The sequence below is a fragment of the Alphaproteobacteria bacterium genome, assembly GCA_019635875.1.
GTDB lineage: Bacteria > Pseudomonadota > Alphaproteobacteria > Reyranellales > Reyranellaceae > JAFAZJ01.
The window spans coordinates 343,174-357,351 of sequence record JAHBYP010000004.1; the positions used below are offsets into that span (position 1 = coordinate 343,174).

A 14,178-nucleotide genomic window follows, 5' to 3' on the forward strand; every position below is an offset into this window, starting at 1 on the left:
TCATTGTTGCTGCTCACCCGGTCGGAAGACCGTCGCCAGAGCTTCGGGATCGCGCGCCACACCATAGCGCCTTTCCAGCAGCTGGACATAGGCGTCGCGCATCGCGCGCGCCGTGACGGCGTCGAGTTCCTTGTCGAGCTGCTGCAGCTCGGCGGCCGCCTTGGCGGGATCGGCGGCGACAATTTCCTTCAGCCGCACGATGGTGGCGCCGCCGGTATCCGGCACCACCGCGGCCTCGCCCGGCTTGAGCTTGAACAGCGCCGTGACGCCGGCCGCCGCGAGGCCGTTTGCCTCGTCGCGGTCGCTACGGTCCACCGGCTTGGACGTCTTGACCGCCAGCCGCAAGGCCTGCGCCTGGGTGTCGAGGTCGGTCACCGCGCCAAGCTTGTCGACGATCGACTTGGCCTGCGCCTCGGCCGCCTTGCGCCGCTCGGCCTCGATCCACGCCACCACGACCTGCGCCTTGATATCCTCCAGCGGCGGCGTGCGCGCCGGAATCACCCTGTCGACGCGCACGACATAGAACGCGCCGCTGCGCAGCTCCTTCACACTGCCGGTCTTGCCCTCGGTCATGCCCCAGGCGGCGCCCAGCATGTCGGCCGCGGCCTCGCCACCGACCGCCGGGCGTCCGGCCGTGTCGAAGCCGCGTTGATCGACCGCCTCGACCTTCTGCAGCTTGAGCTTGGTCGCCTCGGCCGCGGCGTCGAGATTGTCGGCGCGGCCGAGCTCGCGGTCGAACTCGCCGATCAGGCGACCGAGCACCTCGCTCGCCAGTTCCTTGCGCAATTCGGCCTCGATGCGTGGCTTCAGCGACTCGAAGGAGGGGTTCTCGCCGGGCTCGATCTTGGTGACGCGCGCCACGTGCCAGCCCAGCGGCGACTTCACCGGCGCCACGGCGCCTGGCTCCTTGAGCGCAAAGATCGCCTTGGCGAGATCCGGCGGCAGCTCGCGCTGCTCGACGCCGCCCAGCCCGATCACCGCGCCGTCGCGCTGCAGGATCTCCTTGCTGGCATCCTCGAGCGACTTGCCTCCGGCAACCGCGGCGGCGATCGCCTTGGCCTTGTCCTCTTCCGCGACGACGACCTGGTCGACCTCGCGCTTCTCCGGCCGTGCGTAGCGCGCCAGCCGTTCGTCGAAGGCCTGCTTCAGCATGTCCTCGGTGATGTTCACCAGCTCGAGGACGTCGCTTTCCTCGACCATGACGAAGCTCAGCGAGCGCCGCTCGGCGACCTGGAAACGGCTCTTGACCGTCTCGTAGAACGCCTTGAGCTGCTCGTCCGTGGGCTGCGGCGGATCGGGCATACGCACTGCCTCGAGTGTCAGCGTCTCGGCGATGCGCTGCTCCTTGCGAAAGCGGAACAGCGCGTCGCGCAACGGTGCGGGCGTGTCGGCCGCATCCATCATCGCGCCGACCAGCTGGTTGGCCGCCATCTCGCGGCGCTTGTCCTGCAAGTAGAGCGCCTCGGGCACGCGGTTCTGCTGCAGGATGTAGCGAAACTGCACCGGGCTGAACCTGCCGTCGGCCTGGAAAGCCGGCTCGCGTTCGACCGCGGCGCGCAGTTGGGCGTCGGTGATGACAATGCCGGCATCGGCGATCGCACGGTCGAACAGCACGCGCTCCTCCAGGCCGCGCAGCGCCTGGAAGGGCAGGCCCATGGCCATGGCCGCCTCGTTGGTGAGCTGGCCGCGGAATTGCTGGTTGAAGCGGTCGTACTGGCGACTGTACTCGTCGCGCACCTCGCGGCCCTTGATCTGGGTACCGCCGAAATGGAAGGGACCGACCTGAACGCCGCCGATGCGCGAGACGGTGGCGTCGGCGCCGGCCATGCGAAGGGCGCTGCTGACGCCGGCGATGTCGCTGAAAACGAAGGCAATCAGCAGCACGCTGAGCAGCAGGGCGAGGACAATCGAGGCGGCTATCTTGCGGAAACGGTTCATCAGCCTGTCCGGATGCGCCCAAGGCGCGGAAGGCGCATCCCTACCACTGGCCCGCGGCGCGCGGCAACGGCCAAACCCGCGCCGGATCAAGGCGTTCGCGGGGCAAGCGATGACATGTTAGAGAGCCGCGAAACGAGCGGAGAGCTGACGCCCATGCCCGACCGACGCCCCCTGATTGCCGGCAATTGGAAGATGAACCTGATGGTCAAGGACGCTGTCGCCCTTGCCGAGGCTTTGCGCGCGGGCGCCGTGTCCGCCAGCGCGGAGGTCGTGGTGTGCCCGGTGACGGTGCAGATCGCCGCTGTCGCCCAGGGCCTGTCCGGCAGCGCCATCGGCGTCGGAGGCCAGGACTGCCACGCCGATGTGTCGGGAGCCCATACCGGCGACGTCTCGGCCGAGATGCTGGCCGATGCCGGCGCGCGCTGGGTGATCGTCGGCCATTCGGAGCGACGTACGGATCATGGCGAGACCGACGAGCAGGTTCGGGCCAAGGCGGCGGCGGGGTTGCGCGCCGGCCTGACGCCAATCATCTGCGTCGGCGAAACCCTGGCGCAGCGCAAGGCGGGCGAGACGCTCGACGTGCTGGCGCGACAGATCGCCGCCAGCGTGCCGCCGGGTGCGCCCAGCATCGTCATCGCCTACGAACCGGTCTGGGCGATCGGCACCGGGCTGACGCCGACCACCGCCGAGATCGACGAGGCCCACCGCCATCTGCGCGCACGGCTTGCCGGCGTCGTGCCGGATGCGCAGGCAGTGCGCATTCTCTACGGCGGCTCGGTGAAGGCCGCGAACGCCGCCGAGATCCTGGCCGTCGCCGATGTCGACGGCGCGTTGGTCGGGGCTGCCAGCCTCAAGGCCAGCGACTTCCTGCCGATCGTGGCCGCCGCCTAGCGGCCTATTGCAGGCGCTGGCGCATGGCGCGCAGGACGTCGCGGCAGGCGCTCTCGCAGCGCCGGCAGGCCTCGGCGCAGATGCGGCAATGCTCATGCTGCCGCGCGTGCATCTCGCATTCCTCCGCGCACAGCAGGCAGATCGCGGCACAGGTATCGAGCATCGAGACCAGAACGGCGTCGCTGGATCCGGTCCGCCGCGAGGCGACCTTGCCGGTCGCCAGGCAAATATCGGCGCAGTCCAGGTCGAGTCTGATGCAGCGGGCGAGCTCGCCGACCATGTCCTCGCCGAGGCAGGCGTCGGCGCAGGCGGTGCAGGCCTGGGCGCAGCCGAAGCACTCCTCGATGCAGCGGATCAGGGTGGCATCGGCGCGACCCGCGACATCAGGGTGCGAGCCGAGCATGGCCTGGGTGTACATGGCGTCCTCCCAAGGTCGGAAACTGAGCCGCCAACGCCACCGTGGCCGGCGACGTTCCCCGGGCTGGCGCTGTAGCGGCAAACCGACTAGAACACCGGCCGATTCGCAGTTCGGGCCGCCTGCGGCCCAAGGGAAACAAGTCTCGATGCAAGCCATCCAGAATGTCGTGCTGGCGCTCCATGCCCTGATCGCCGTGGCGATGGTCGTGGTCGTGTTGCTGCAGCGCAGCGAGGGCGGCGGGCTCGGCATGGGCCGCTCGTCCGATGGCATGATGAGCGTGCGCGGCCAGGCCAATCTCCTGACCCGCACGACGGCGATCCTCGCCGCCGTGTTCTTCGCCACCAGCATCGCTCTGGCGGTGTTCGCCGGCACGTCGAACAGGCCCCCGCCGATCATCCCGACCGGCCCGTCCGCGCCGGTGGCGCCGGGCGCCGCCCCGACTCCGGGTGCCGCGCCGGCTCCGGCGACGCCCGCGCCGCCCACGGCTCCGGCCGCCCCGACCCGCTAGGGTCGGCGGTATTCGATCCCGAGGAGGGCGAGCGCCCGGGCGTTCGCCCTTTTTCGTTGTGGCACGATGGCAGGGGGCCAGCGTTTTCCACACGTCCGTTCCTACGCTCGCCACGTCCGTCTTGGCTGAGACCCCCTATCAGTAGTAGGTAAGAGGTCCATGACGCGCTTTATCTTTATTACGGGCGGCGTGGTGTCTTCCTTGGGGAAGGGGCTATCGTCAGCCGCCCTCGGCGCGTTGTTGCAGGCCAGGGATTACAAGGTCCGCCTGCGCAAGCTCGATCCCTACCTCAACGTCGATCCGGGCACGATGAGCCCGACCCAGCACGGCGAGGTCTTCGTCACCGACGACGGCGCCGAGACCGACCTCGATCTGGGTCATTACGAGCGCTTCACGGGGGTTGACGCCCGGCAGAGCGACAACATCACCACCGGCCGCATCTACTCGGAGGTGATCAAGCGCGAGCGCCGCGGCGACTACCTGGGTGCCACCATCCAGGTGATCCCGCACGTCACCGACGCCATCAAGGAGTTCATCCTCGCCGACCCGGGTGAGGCGGATTTCGTGCTGGTCGAGATCGGCGGCACGGTGGGCGACATCGAGGGCCTGCCGTTCCTCGAGGCCATCCGCCAGCTGCGCAACGAGCTGGGCGAGGAACGCACGATGTTCGTGCACCTCACCCTGCTGCCCTGGGTGCCGACCGCCGGCGAGCTGAAGACCAAGCCGACGCAGCATTCGGTGAAGGAGCTGCTGAGCGTCGGTATCCAGCCCGACCTGCTGCTCTGCCGCAGCGATCGTGCCATCCCGCCCAACGAGCGCAAGAAGATCGCGCTGTTCTGCAACGTGCGGCCCGAGCGCGTGATCGAGGCGCTCGACGCCGACACGATCTACCAGGTGCCGATCTCCTATCACGATCAGGGCTACGACCGCGAGATCTGCCGCTACTTCGACCTGCCGGCCGACGAGGAGCCGTCGCTGGCCCAGTGGCGCGGCATCGTGCGCGCCGCGCGCGATCCGGAAGGGCAGGTGAGCATCGCCGTCGTCGGCAAGTACACCGGCCTGCTCGACGCCTACAAATCGCTGTCCGAGGCGCTGACGCATGGCGGTCTGGCCAACAACGTGAAGGTCAAGCTGGAGTGGATCGACTCCGAGATCTTCGAGCGCGAGGACGCAGTCGTGCACCTCGAGAACGTGCACGGCATCCTGGTGCCCGGCGGCTTCGGCGAACGCGGCTCGGAGGGCAAGATCCAGGCGGCGCGTTTCGCACGCGAACGCCGCGTGCCCTATTTCGGCATCTGCTTCGGCATGCAGATGGCGGTGATCGAGGCGACGCGCAACCTCGTGGGCATCAGGAGCGCCGGTTCGACCGAGTTCGGACCGACCGATGAACCGGTGGTCGGACTGCTGACCGAGTGGCTCAAGGGCAACGAGATCGAGCGGCGCAACTACGGCAGCGATCTGGGCGGCACCATGCGCCTGGGCGCCTACATCGCCCATCTCGATCCCGACAGCCAGATCGCGCGCATCTACGGCTCCGATCGCATCAGCGAGCGTCATCGCCACCGCTACGAGGTCAACACCGACTACAAGGCTCGGCTGGAAAGGGCGGGCATGAAGTTCGCCGGCATGTCGCCCGACGGCGTGCTGCCGGAGACCATCGAGATCCCGGGCCATCCGTGGTTCATCGGCGTGCAATACCACCCCGAGCTGAAGTCACGCCCGCTGCGGCCGCATCCGCTGTTCCGCTCGTTCATCGAGGCGGCCAAGACGCAGAGCCGGCTGGTCTAGAGGGTTCTGCGAGCTGGCAGGAATCCTCTGATAGTTGGCGTTTCACGCTGTCCGGCACGAGGTGTAGGACTCGGCCTCGACTGTTCGATGGAGGCCCGCCTTGCCCAGCTTCAACGTCGGCTTCGTCATCTTTCCCCACCTGACGCAACTCGACTTCACGGGGCCGCTACAGGTGCTGTCGCGCCTGCCCGGCGCCGCCGTTCAGATCGCGGCAAAATCCGCAGCGCCTGTGCCCAGCGATTGCGGTCTCTCACTGGTGCCGACGCACACCTTCGCCGACTGTCCGCAATTCGACCTGATCTGCGTGCCTGGCGGGGCGCAAGGCGTGGTCGACGCGATGGGCGATCGGGAGACTGTCGACTTCGTGCGCCGGCAGGCGAGCGGCGCAAGGTACGTCACCTCGGTGTGCACGGGCGCGTTCATCCTCGGTGCCGCGGGCATGCTCAAGGGCCGCCGGGCGACCACGCATTGGGCTTTCACGGATCTCCTGCCGCTGGTTGGCGCGATCCATGAGAAGGCCCGCGTGGTGCGGGATGGCAACGTCGTTACCGCCGGAGGCGTCACATCGGGCATCGATTTCGCCCTGGGCATCGTCGCGGATATCGCCGGCGAGGCGGCGGCGCATGCGGTCCAGCTCGGCATCGAATACGATCCCGCGCCGCCGTTCGACAGCGGCCATCCCGATCGTGCTCCCGGCGCCGTCACGACGAGCGTGTCGGATCGATATGGTCGCGTGCACTCGGCCTATCGCACCAGCCTCGAAGGAATGGCGGTGGCCTGATGCCGCCGAGGGTCACGCGCCCAGCGCGACGATCAGCGTCCAGCCCGTAATGCCGATCAGGATCAGCGAGCCGATGGTCCACAGGGTCGCGCGCATGTCGTGGGTCTGCGCAGTGAAGTAGGCCGCGAAATGCAGCAGGCGCGAGGCGATGTAGCCGTAGAGCAGGATCTGCGCCCACAGCAGCGACGGGCCGGCGAGGACGAACAGCAGTCCCGCCACGAGGAAGAACGGCAGGTTCTCCAGGTCGTTCATCTGGATGCGGCGGATGCGCTCGACGCGTTCGTTGGGCAGCAGCTGCTTCGGATCCGGATCGGGATTGAGCGGCGTCCGGCGCAGATCCTCGGGCGAGCGGTAGCCGCCCTTCTCCTGCATCATGCGCACGACGGTGAGCCACGACATCGACACCGCCTTCAGGATCATGATCGTGGCGGCGATGGCATAGGTCGCGAAGACCGGATTCTGCAGGCCGATCTTGTCCATGGTTCGTGTCCCCCTCGTTCTGGTTCTACTCGGCCGCGATCTGCGCGGCGCGTGTTGTCTGCCACCAGTCGCTGAGCGAGCCGATGATCGGCATCAGGCGCACGCCCGACTCGCTCAGCGCGTAGTCGACGCGCGGCGGCACCTGCGGCGTGATCGTTCGCGTGATCACGCCGGCTTCCTCGAGCGCGCGCAGCTCGCGCGTCAGCATCTGCTGGGAGATGCCGGCATTGGCGCGCCTGAGCTCGTTGAAACGCATCGGCCCGCGGCTGAGATAATACAGGATCAGCGCCCGCCAGCGGCCGCTGAGCAGGACCATGGCGCCCTCGATCGGGCAGTGGGACACGCGATCGCGCATGTGCTGTCGTCTCCTGTGGTCCTATGGATGTGACCGGGTCAGAATATTTTGCGTTCTTGGCGTCGCAATTGCAGCACTCTATGTGGGCGTTCCATTCACCAGCAAGAAGGTCTGAACGATGGAACCGATCCTGCTCTATGGACATCCTCTCGGCAGCTCGATGGGACTGGTCGCGGCGCTCGAATGGCTCGGCGAGCCTTACCGGCTGTCGCGCGTTCTGATGCCGGACGACATGCTCGACGAAACCTACGCTCGACTCAACGGCCGGCAGGAGACGCCGGTGCTGATCACCGAGGATGGCCGCGTGCTGAGCGAGACCATGGCCATCGCCCTGTGGCTCGAAGCGCGCGACACCCAACGGCGCATCAGCTTCGCGCCGGGCAGCGCCGAGGCCGATCGGCTGCACCAGGTCATGGCCTTCCTCAACACCGGCTTCACCGCCGCGTTCAGTGCCTACTGGGTGGCGCTGGAGATGGCGACACCCGACGCGGCCTACCAGGCGGCACTGCGCCGTTTCGGCCGCGCGCAGGTCAACAACCGACACCGCAAGCTCGAGACCATGATGGGCGACACGCCGTATCTGGCGGGCGATCGGCCGACGCTGGCCGACGCGCTCTTCGTCGGCGTGGCGCGCTGGGCGGATTTCCATGACGCGATCGATGCCGCCGAGTATCCCCGCATCGCCGCGCTGCGCCGGCGGTTGGACGCCGATGCGGCGGTACGCTTCGCCACCGCCATCGAGAACGGCGAGACGCCGGCGGGCGTCGGCGCATTGCGCGGCCATGTGGCTCTGTCGGAGGTGCCGCGACTGCTCGCCGCCTGATCCTTGCGCGGGCGCGACCTGCTGGCTACAAGGCCGCGCCCGCCCTCCCTGAAGGATCACTCCGATGAGCGCCATCGTCGACATTCGCGGCCGTGAGATTCTTGACAGTCGCGGCAACCCGACGATCGAGGTCGAGGTCAGGCTCGAGAGCGGCGCCTCGGGTCGTGCGGCAGTGCCGTCGGGCGCCTCGACCGGTGCGCACGAAGCGGTCGAGCTGCGCGACGGCGAGAAGGCCCGCTACGGCGGCAAGGGCGTGCGCAAGGCGGTCGCGAACGTCAACGGCGAGATCTTCGACCTGCTGTCTGGCCTCGACGCCACTGACCAGATCAAGATCGACCGCGCGATGATCGAGCTCGACGGGACGCCCAACAAGGGAAGGCTGGGCGCCAACGCACTGCTCGGCGTCAGCCTCGCCGTGGCGCGCGCCGCCGCGATGGATGCCGGCCTGCCGCTCTATCGCTATGTCGGCGGCAGCCACGCCAACACGCTGCCGGTGCCGCAGATGAACATCATCAACGGCGGCGCCCATGCCGACAATCCGATCGACATCCAGGAGTTCATGATCCTGCCGGTCAAGGCGCCGAGCTTCGCCGAGGCGCTGCGCATGGGCGCCGAGACCTTCCAGGCGCTGAAGAAGCAGCTGCACGATGCCGGCCACGGCACCAATGTCGGCGACGAGGGCGGCTTCGCGCCCAACCTCGCCTCGGCCGACGCGGCGCTGGGCTTCATCATGAAGTCGATCGAGGCCGCCGGCTACCGGCCGGGCGAGGATATTGTGCTGGGTCTTGACGCCGCCGCGACCGAGTTCTTCAAGGACGGCAGGTACGTCATGGAAGGCGAGGGCAAGACGCTCGACGGGCAGGGCATGGCCGCGTACCTCGCCGACCTGTGCAATCGCTACCCGATCGTGTCGGTCGAGGACGGCATGGCCGAGGACGACTGGGCCGGCTGGAAAGCGCTGACCGACAGCGTCGGCAGAACGGTGCAGCTGGTCGGCGACGATCTCTTCGTCACCAATCCGACGCGGCTGGCCAGGGGCATCAGGGACGGCGTCGCCAACGCCATCCTGGTCAAGGTCAACCAGATCGGCACCCTGACCGAGACCATGGATGCGGTGTCGATGGCGCGCACCAACGCCTACGGCGCCGTGATGTCGCACCGCTCGGGCGAGACCGAGGACACGATCATCGCCGACCTCGCGGTGGCGACCAATTGCGGGCAGATCAAGACCGGCTCGCTGTCGCGCTCCGATCGCCTGGCCAAGTACAACCAGCTGCTGCGCATCGAGGAGCAGCTCGGCGGCCAGGCGCGCTACGCCGGCGTGTCGATCCTGAAGGCGCGCGGATAGCGCACCGTGCCGGCGGCGCCGGCGAGCGCATCGGATCTCAGTTCCAACGCCATGAACGCCTCGCCGGAAAACGGCGCGGCGAGCCTGGCGGCGAGCGCGGCCGAGAAGCCGAAGCGCGGGTAGTAGTCGGGGTGGCCGAGCACGATCACGGCCTCCCAGCCGCGATCCCTCAGCACGTTCAAGCCGTGACGCACGAGCCTCGAGCCGACGCCCCCGCGTTGCCGGGCCGGCGCGACGGCCATCGGCGCCAGCGCCACGGAGCGGACCGCGCGTCCGTCGACCGCGACGTCGAGCGCGCTGAAGAGAATATGGCCGACGATGCCCCGGGCGTCGCGCTCGACCAGCGACAACACGAGAAGCCCGTCACGGCGCAACCGGTCGATGATCTCGACCTCTTCCTCGCCGCCGAAGGCCGCGCGATTGAGCGCGGCAATGGCGTCGACATCGGCCGGCGTCTCCTCGTCGATCACTTCTTGGGATCGTGATCGTGGTCGTGCGGATGCGGATGGGTGGGGTCGACCCAGTACACCGTCTCCGGCTTCTCGACCGGGGCGATGTCGATGTTGATGGCGATCGCCTCGTTGTCCGAGCGCACCAGCACGCATTCCAGCGCCTCGCTCTGTGAGGCGTTGATCTCCTGGTGCGGCACGTAGGGCGGCACGTAGATGAAATCGCCCGGGCCGGCCTCGGCGGTGAACTGCAGCTGCTCGCCCCAGCGCATGCGCGCGCGGCCCTTCACGACGTAGATGACGCTCTCCAGGTGGCCGTGGTGATGCGCGCCGGTCTTGGCGTCGGGATGTATGGTGACCGTGCCGGCCCACAGCTTCTGCGCGCCGACGCGGGCGAAGTTGATCGCCGCGGCGCGGTTCATGCCCGGCGTCTGGGCGGTGTTGGTGTCGAGGCTGCCGGCGGGGATCACCCGCACGCCGTCGTTGCGCCAGTCCGTGGCCCTGCTCATGGTCTTCCCTGTCGATCTGCTGCGGGCGGCTTATCGGCCCGCCCGGTCCACGGTCAAGCAATCGATCCTAATGCCGCTGCAAGGCTTCATCACTGGAGCCTAAGACTCTCGTTTCATTGATGTTTCTTGCCTGCGTTCTCGAATCGTGGGACACTGCCCGTGCGCTTATGTTTCGCTTTCGTCAGATCCTCACGCCCGTCCTGTTCGCCTTGGTGTTCGGCTATTTCGGCTATCACCTGATGCATGGCGAACGCGGCGTCCTGGCCCTGCTGCAGTTGCGGCAGGAGGTCGCGCGTGCCGAGGCCACACTGGCCGAGACCGAGGCGACCAGGCGCATCTGGGAGCGTCGCGTGGCCGGCCTGCGCAGCCAGAGCCTCGATCCGGACATGATCGACGAGCGGGCGCGCACGTTGCTGCATGTCGCCTGGCCCGACGACATCGTCATCTTCACGCCGTCGCGCTGATCCGGCCCGGCTTGCGCCGCGCACCGAGCGCCACTATTGAAGGCGGCGGCGTCGATATCCTGGCGACGCCGGGCGGACACTGAATTTGAATTCCGGAGGAAACAGACGATGACCATCATCCGTCGCGGCGTACTGGCCGCAACGGCCCTCGTGGCCATTGCCGGCGCGGCCGGCGTGGTGGCGCAGCCCAGGGGCATGACGCTGGGCACGGCCTCGGTCGGAGGCACCTACTTCATCTATGGCGGCGTGGTCGCCAAGATCCTGACCGACAAGCTGGGCGTGCAGGTCTCGACACAGCAGACCCAGGGCCCGAACCAGAACGTCATCCTGGTCGACGACAAGAAGATCGAGCTGGGCATGACCACGATGGGCGTGGCGCTGCAGGCCTGGAACGGCTCGGCCGAATGGACCAAGGGCAAGAAGTTCTCCAACATCCGTGCGCTGTTTCCGATGTACGACACGCCGCTGCAGTGCGTGGCGCTGAAGAAGTCGGGCATCACCAGCTTCAAGCAGCTCGACGGCAAGACGGTGGGCGTCGGTCCGCGCGCCGGCACGCCCGGCACCTACTTCCCGCTGGTGTTCACCGCGCTGGGCATGAAGGCCACGATCCGCAACGGCCAGGGCGCCGACATGGGCGGACAGCTCGGCGACGGCATCCTCGACGCGTTCTGCTTCGGCGCCGGCCTGCCGATCCCGATCTTCTCGCAGATCGACGCCGAGCGGGAGGCCGTGTTCTTCACCTGGACCGACGAGGAGCGGGCCAAGATCCGCAAGGCCATGCCGGAGTTCTCCGAGGCGGTGATCCCCGCGGGAACCTACAAGCAGCAGACCGCCGACCAGAAGACGATCGGCCTGTACAATTTCGGCATCGCCCACAAGGATCTGCCGGACGACGTCGCCTACAACGTCGTCAAGACGATCCTCGACAACAACGCGGCAATGGTGCAGGGCCATGCGTCGGCCAAGGAGACGCTGGCCGCCAACGCTTCGCGCAACGGCTTCCTGCCGTTCCATCCCGGCGCGGTGAAGTACTACAACGAGAAGGGCATCAAGCTCGACCCGGCGACCGTCCCGAAGTGACGGCGGCGCGGTAACGCATCGGCGCACGCCCGCTCCCCTTGGGGCGGGCGTTTTGCTATCCAAAGGGTAAGGGAAGCGCTGCGGCTCGATCGGCTGAAGACCGGCGGCCGCATCCGGGGACGGGTGGTTTCATGGCGAACGTGAACGCGGCTGCCGACGTGCGCGAAGTCGGCGCGGTCGATGTCGAGGAACTGGAGCATTCCGGCGGCCGCCGCGAGCACCGCCCGTGGGAGCAGGTGCTGTTCTTCTGGCTGTGCGCCGCCTTCACCGGCTTCCATCTGTGGATCCTGGTCGGCCCCGTGGTGCTCAAGCAGCTCGACGCGCTGCTGGGCATCGGCGACTTCCTCTACAAGGCGATCGCACCCAACATCGACCAGGAGCTGTTCCGCGCCATACACCTCGCGTGGGGCGCCACCCTGGGCTTCGGTTTCTTCACCATCGCGAAGGGGCGCGGCCGCGACGGCACGCCCTGGTACGACTGGCTGTTCATGCTCGGCGCGATCGCCTGTGCCGTCTACATGTGGCAGAACCTCGACGAGCTGCAGATGAACCAGGGGGCGGTCTACGACCTGCCCGATCTCGTCTACAGCCTGGTCGGCCTTGTCGTCGTCTTCGAGTTCACGCGGCGGACCGCCGGCAATGCGCTGACCATCATCGCCGGGATCTTCATGCTCTACGCGATGTTCGGGCACGTCTTCCCGGAGTCCTGGGCGCTCTACCACAACAAGTCGCTCAGGGATCTGTGGTTCGGCTTTCCCTACATCTTCAGCAATCTCGGCGTGTTCGGCCCCACTCTCGAGGTGTCGTCGACCTTCATCATCATGTTTACCGCGTTCGCCGCGTTCCTGACGCGCTCGCGCGCCGGCGAGTATTTCAACGACCTGTCGGTGGCCCTGGTCGGCTGGGCGCGCGGTGGCCCGGCGAAGGTCGCCGTGCTGTCGGGCGTGATGTTCGGATCGGTCAGCGGCTCGTCGGTGGCCAACGTCGTGGCTTCGGGAGCGGTCACCATCCCGATGATGCGCCGGGTCGGATACGACCGTGCCTCCGCGGGCGCGATCGAGGCCACGTCGTCGACCGGCGGCCAGATCACGCCGCCGGTGCTGGGCGCCGCGGCCTTCCTGATGGCCGAGGCGACGGGCATCAAGTATGCCGAGATCGCCGCTGCGGCGATCATTCCCTGCCTGCTGTTCTACGTCGCCTGCTATGCGCATTGCGATCTGCACGCGGCCAAGCACGGCCTGCGCGGCATCCCCCGCGCCGAGCTGCCGCCGCTTGGTCCGCTGCTGATGCGGCTCTACATGATCGCGCCCATCGCGGTGCTGATCGGCGCCTTCGTCAGCGGCTACTCCGCCTTCCTCGCCGCCGGCCTCGGCATGGGGCTGTGCATCCTGGTGAGCTGGCTCAACGGCATCGCGCGTCTGCCGAACGGCAGGCTGGGCTGGCGGCGCGGCGACGACGTGATGGGCGGCAAGGCGATCGTCCAGGCGCTGGAGATCGGCGCCAAGGACAGCATCCAGCTCGTCGCTGTCTGTGCCGCCGCCGGCGTCATCGTCGGCGTCATCGCGCTCACCGGCATCGGCGGCCGCTTCGCGCAGATCATGCAGGCCATCGCTGGCCAGAACCAGCTGCTGGCGATGTTCTTCACCATGATCATCGTGGTGATCCTCGGCATGGGCATGCCGACCACGGCCGCCTACGCCATCGCCGCCGCCGTGGTCGCGCCCGGCCTGCAGCAGGTCGGCGTGCCCAAGCTGGTCGCCCACATGTTCATCTTCTACTTCGCGGTGCTGTCGGCGATCACGCCCCCGGTCGCGGTCGCCTCATTCGCCGCCGCCGGCATGGCCAGAGCCGATCCCTGGCGAACGTCGTGGATCGCCGTGAAGATGGGCCTGGCAACCTTCATAGTGCCGTTCATGTTCTTCTACAGCCCGGTGCTGCTGGGGCAGGGCAGCTTCATGGAAATCGCACACGTCACGGTCACCGCCATGATCGGCGTCTGGCTGCTGGCCTGCGCCACCGAGGGCTGGTTCACGGAACGGCTGGCGATGTTCCCGCGAGTCCTGTCCGGCATCGCGGCACTTGCCCTCATCACGCCCGGTGCGATCACCGACCTGGTCGGTATCGCTCTCGCAGTTGCGGCATGGGGCACGCAGCGCTTCTACTTTCGCTCGCGGATGACCACCTAGGGCGGGTCAGCAAGAAAGTTTCGGACGCCGCGCGATGTTTTGCAACAATCCGCGCGCCGCGCCGCGGCGGAATGTTGGACAAGAGTTTTTCCTAGGCAGATCAAAGTCTCTTCATCACAGTCGGTTATGAAGCCGGGGACAAGAGCGCAGCGTTCGTGTC

Annotated in this window: 15 protein-coding genes; 9 read left to right on the plus strand and 6 right to left on the minus strand. The window is 67.7% G+C overall.

The window, feature by feature from the left end:
• Positions 1–1,938: a peptidyl-prolyl cis-trans isomerase gene (locus KF889_16440; protein ID MBX3501030.1), complete on the minus strand. Its 1,938-nt coding sequence runs from the start codon at positions 1,936–1,938 to the stop codon at positions 1–3.
• Between the two features lie 153 nt (positions 1,939–2,091).
• Between KF889_16440 and tpiA the strand changes: the two genes are divergently transcribed.
• A complete protein-coding gene (gene tpiA / locus KF889_16445) occupies positions 2,092–2,829 on the plus strand; it encodes a triose-phosphate isomerase (GenBank protein ID MBX3501031.1) in 738 nt (245 codons plus the stop codon).
• A 4-nt stretch (positions 2,830–2,833) separates the two neighbouring features.
• Here tpiA and KF889_16450 read toward each other — a convergent pair whose 3' ends face one another.
• Complete coding sequence (locus tag KF889_16450; protein ID MBX3501032.1) at positions 2,834–3,247, minus strand: four-helix bundle copper-binding protein; 414 nt, start codon at positions 3,245–3,247, stop codon at positions 2,834–2,836.
• Between the two features lie 154 nt (positions 3,248–3,401).
• Here KF889_16450 and secG point away from each other — a divergent pair, with 154 nt between their 5' ends.
• The 3 genes from secG (at position 3,402) to KF889_16465 (ending at position 6,324) form a co-directional block, all read left to right on the plus strand.
• On the plus strand, positions 3,402–3,755 hold the full coding sequence (gene secG / locus KF889_16455) for a preprotein translocase subunit SecG (GenBank protein ID MBX3501033.1): 354 nt from the start codon (positions 3,402–3,404) through the stop codon (positions 3,753–3,755).
• A 159-nt stretch (positions 3,756–3,914) separates the two neighbouring features.
• Complete coding sequence (locus KF889_16460; GenBank protein ID MBX3501034.1) at positions 3,915–5,543, plus strand: CTP synthase; 1,629 nt, start codon at positions 3,915–3,917, stop codon at positions 5,541–5,543.
• Between the two features lie 100 nt (positions 5,544–5,643).
• Positions 5,644–6,324 (plus strand): DJ-1/PfpI family protein, encoded by a 681-nt coding sequence (locus KF889_16465; protein ID MBX3501035.1) that lies wholly within the window; start codon positions 5,644–5,646, stop codon positions 6,322–6,324.
• 12 nt (positions 6,325–6,336) lie between these two features.
• Here the strand turns inward: KF889_16465 and KF889_16470 are convergent, their stop codons facing one another.
• Together KF889_16470 and KF889_16475 are read right to left on the minus strand one after the other, a co-directional pair.
• Positions 6,337–6,804, minus strand: coding sequence for an MAPEG family protein (locus KF889_16470; GenBank protein ID MBX3501036.1), 468 nt, complete (start codon positions 6,802–6,804; stop codon positions 6,337–6,339).
• A gap of 25 nt (positions 6,805–6,829) precedes the next feature.
• Positions 6,830–7,159, minus strand: a complete 330-nt coding sequence (locus KF889_16475) for a helix-turn-helix transcriptional regulator (GenBank protein ID MBX3501037.1) — start codon at positions 7,157–7,159, stop codon at positions 6,830–6,832.
• A gap of 118 nt (positions 7,160–7,277) precedes the next feature.
• Here KF889_16475 and KF889_16480 point away from each other — a divergent pair, with 118 nt between their 5' ends.
• On the plus strand, positions 7,278–7,982 hold the full coding sequence (locus KF889_16480; protein MBX3501038.1) for a glutathione S-transferase family protein: 705 nt from the start codon (positions 7,278–7,280) through the stop codon (positions 7,980–7,982).
• 64 nt (positions 7,983–8,046) lie between these two features.
• Entirely contained in the window at positions 8,047–9,330 is a 1,284-nt protein-coding gene (gene eno, locus KF889_16485) for a phosphopyruvate hydratase (protein ID MBX3501039.1), read from the plus strand.
• On the opposite strand, the gene KF889_16490 is transcribed toward eno, so the two are convergent.
• Both KF889_16490 and KF889_16495 read right to left on the minus strand, forming a co-directional pair.
• Positions 9,294–9,800 (minus strand): N-acetyltransferase, encoded by a 507-nt coding sequence (locus tag KF889_16490; protein ID MBX3501040.1) that lies wholly within the window; start codon positions 9,798–9,800, stop codon positions 9,294–9,296. The two genes, eno and KF889_16490, sit on opposite strands and share 37 nt — an antisense overlap.
• Entirely contained in the window at positions 9,797–10,288 is a 492-nt protein-coding gene (locus KF889_16495; GenBank protein MBX3501041.1) for a cupin domain-containing protein, read from the minus strand. The genes KF889_16490 and KF889_16495 overlap by 4 nt, the downstream gene beginning before the upstream one ends.
• 167 nt (positions 10,289–10,455) lie before the next feature.
• On the opposite strand from KF889_16495, the gene KF889_16500 reads away from it, so the two are divergent.
• From KF889_16500 to KF889_16510, 3 genes are all read left to right on the plus strand, one after another.
• A complete protein-coding gene (locus KF889_16500; GenBank protein MBX3501042.1) occupies positions 10,456–10,752 on the plus strand; it encodes a septum formation initiator family protein in 297 nt (98 codons plus the stop codon).
• 108 nt (positions 10,753–10,860) lie between these two features.
• A complete protein-coding gene (locus KF889_16505) occupies positions 10,861–11,832 on the plus strand; it encodes a TAXI family TRAP transporter solute-binding subunit (GenBank protein MBX3501043.1) in 972 nt (323 codons plus the stop codon).
• A 131-nt stretch (positions 11,833–11,963) separates the two neighbouring features.
• Entirely contained in the window at positions 11,964–14,018 is a 2,055-nt protein-coding gene (locus KF889_16510; protein MBX3501044.1) for a TRAP transporter permease, read from the plus strand.
• The last annotated feature ends 160 nt before the right edge of the window (positions 14,019–14,178 follow it).

Coding starts and splice junctions, on each gene's coding strand:
- KF889_16475 (MBX3501037.1), bottom strand. CDS start 7,159: ATGCGCGATCGCGTGTCCCACTGCCCGATCGAGGGCGCCATGGTCCTG.
- KF889_16510 (MBX3501044.1), top strand. CDS start 11,964: ATGGCGAACGTGAACGCGGCTGCCGACGTGCGCGAAGTCGGCGCGGTC.
- KF889_16460 (MBX3501034.1), top strand. CDS start 3,915: ATGACGCGCTTTATCTTTATTACGGGCGGCGTGGTGTCTTCCTTGGGG.
- KF889_16450 (MBX3501032.1), bottom strand. CDS start 3,247: ATGTACACCCAGGCCATGCTCGGCTCGCACCCTGATGTCGCGGGTCGC.
- KF889_16470 (MBX3501036.1), bottom strand. CDS start 6,804: ATGGACAAGATCGGCCTGCAGAATCCGGTCTTCGCGACCTATGCCATC.
- KF889_16440 (MBX3501030.1), bottom strand. CDS start 1,938: ATGAACCGTTTCCGCAAGATAGCCGCCTCGATTGTCCTCGCCCTGCTG.
- KF889_16500 (MBX3501042.1), top strand. CDS start 10,456: ATGTTTCGCTTTCGTCAGATCCTCACGCCCGTCCTGTTCGCCTTGGTG.
- KF889_16505 (MBX3501043.1), top strand. CDS start 10,861: ATGACCATCATCCGTCGCGGCGTACTGGCCGCAACGGCCCTCGTGGCC.
- KF889_16495 (MBX3501041.1), bottom strand. CDS start 10,288: ATGAGCAGGGCCACGGACTGGCGCAACGACGGCGTGCGGGTGATCCCC.
- KF889_16480 (MBX3501038.1), top strand. CDS start 7,278: ATGGAACCGATCCTGCTCTATGGACATCCTCTCGGCAGCTCGATGGGA.
- tpiA (MBX3501031.1), top strand. CDS start 2,092: ATGCCCGACCGACGCCCCCTGATTGCCGGCAATTGGAAGATGAACCTG.
- eno (MBX3501039.1), top strand. CDS start 8,047: ATGAGCGCCATCGTCGACATTCGCGGCCGTGAGATTCTTGACAGTCGC.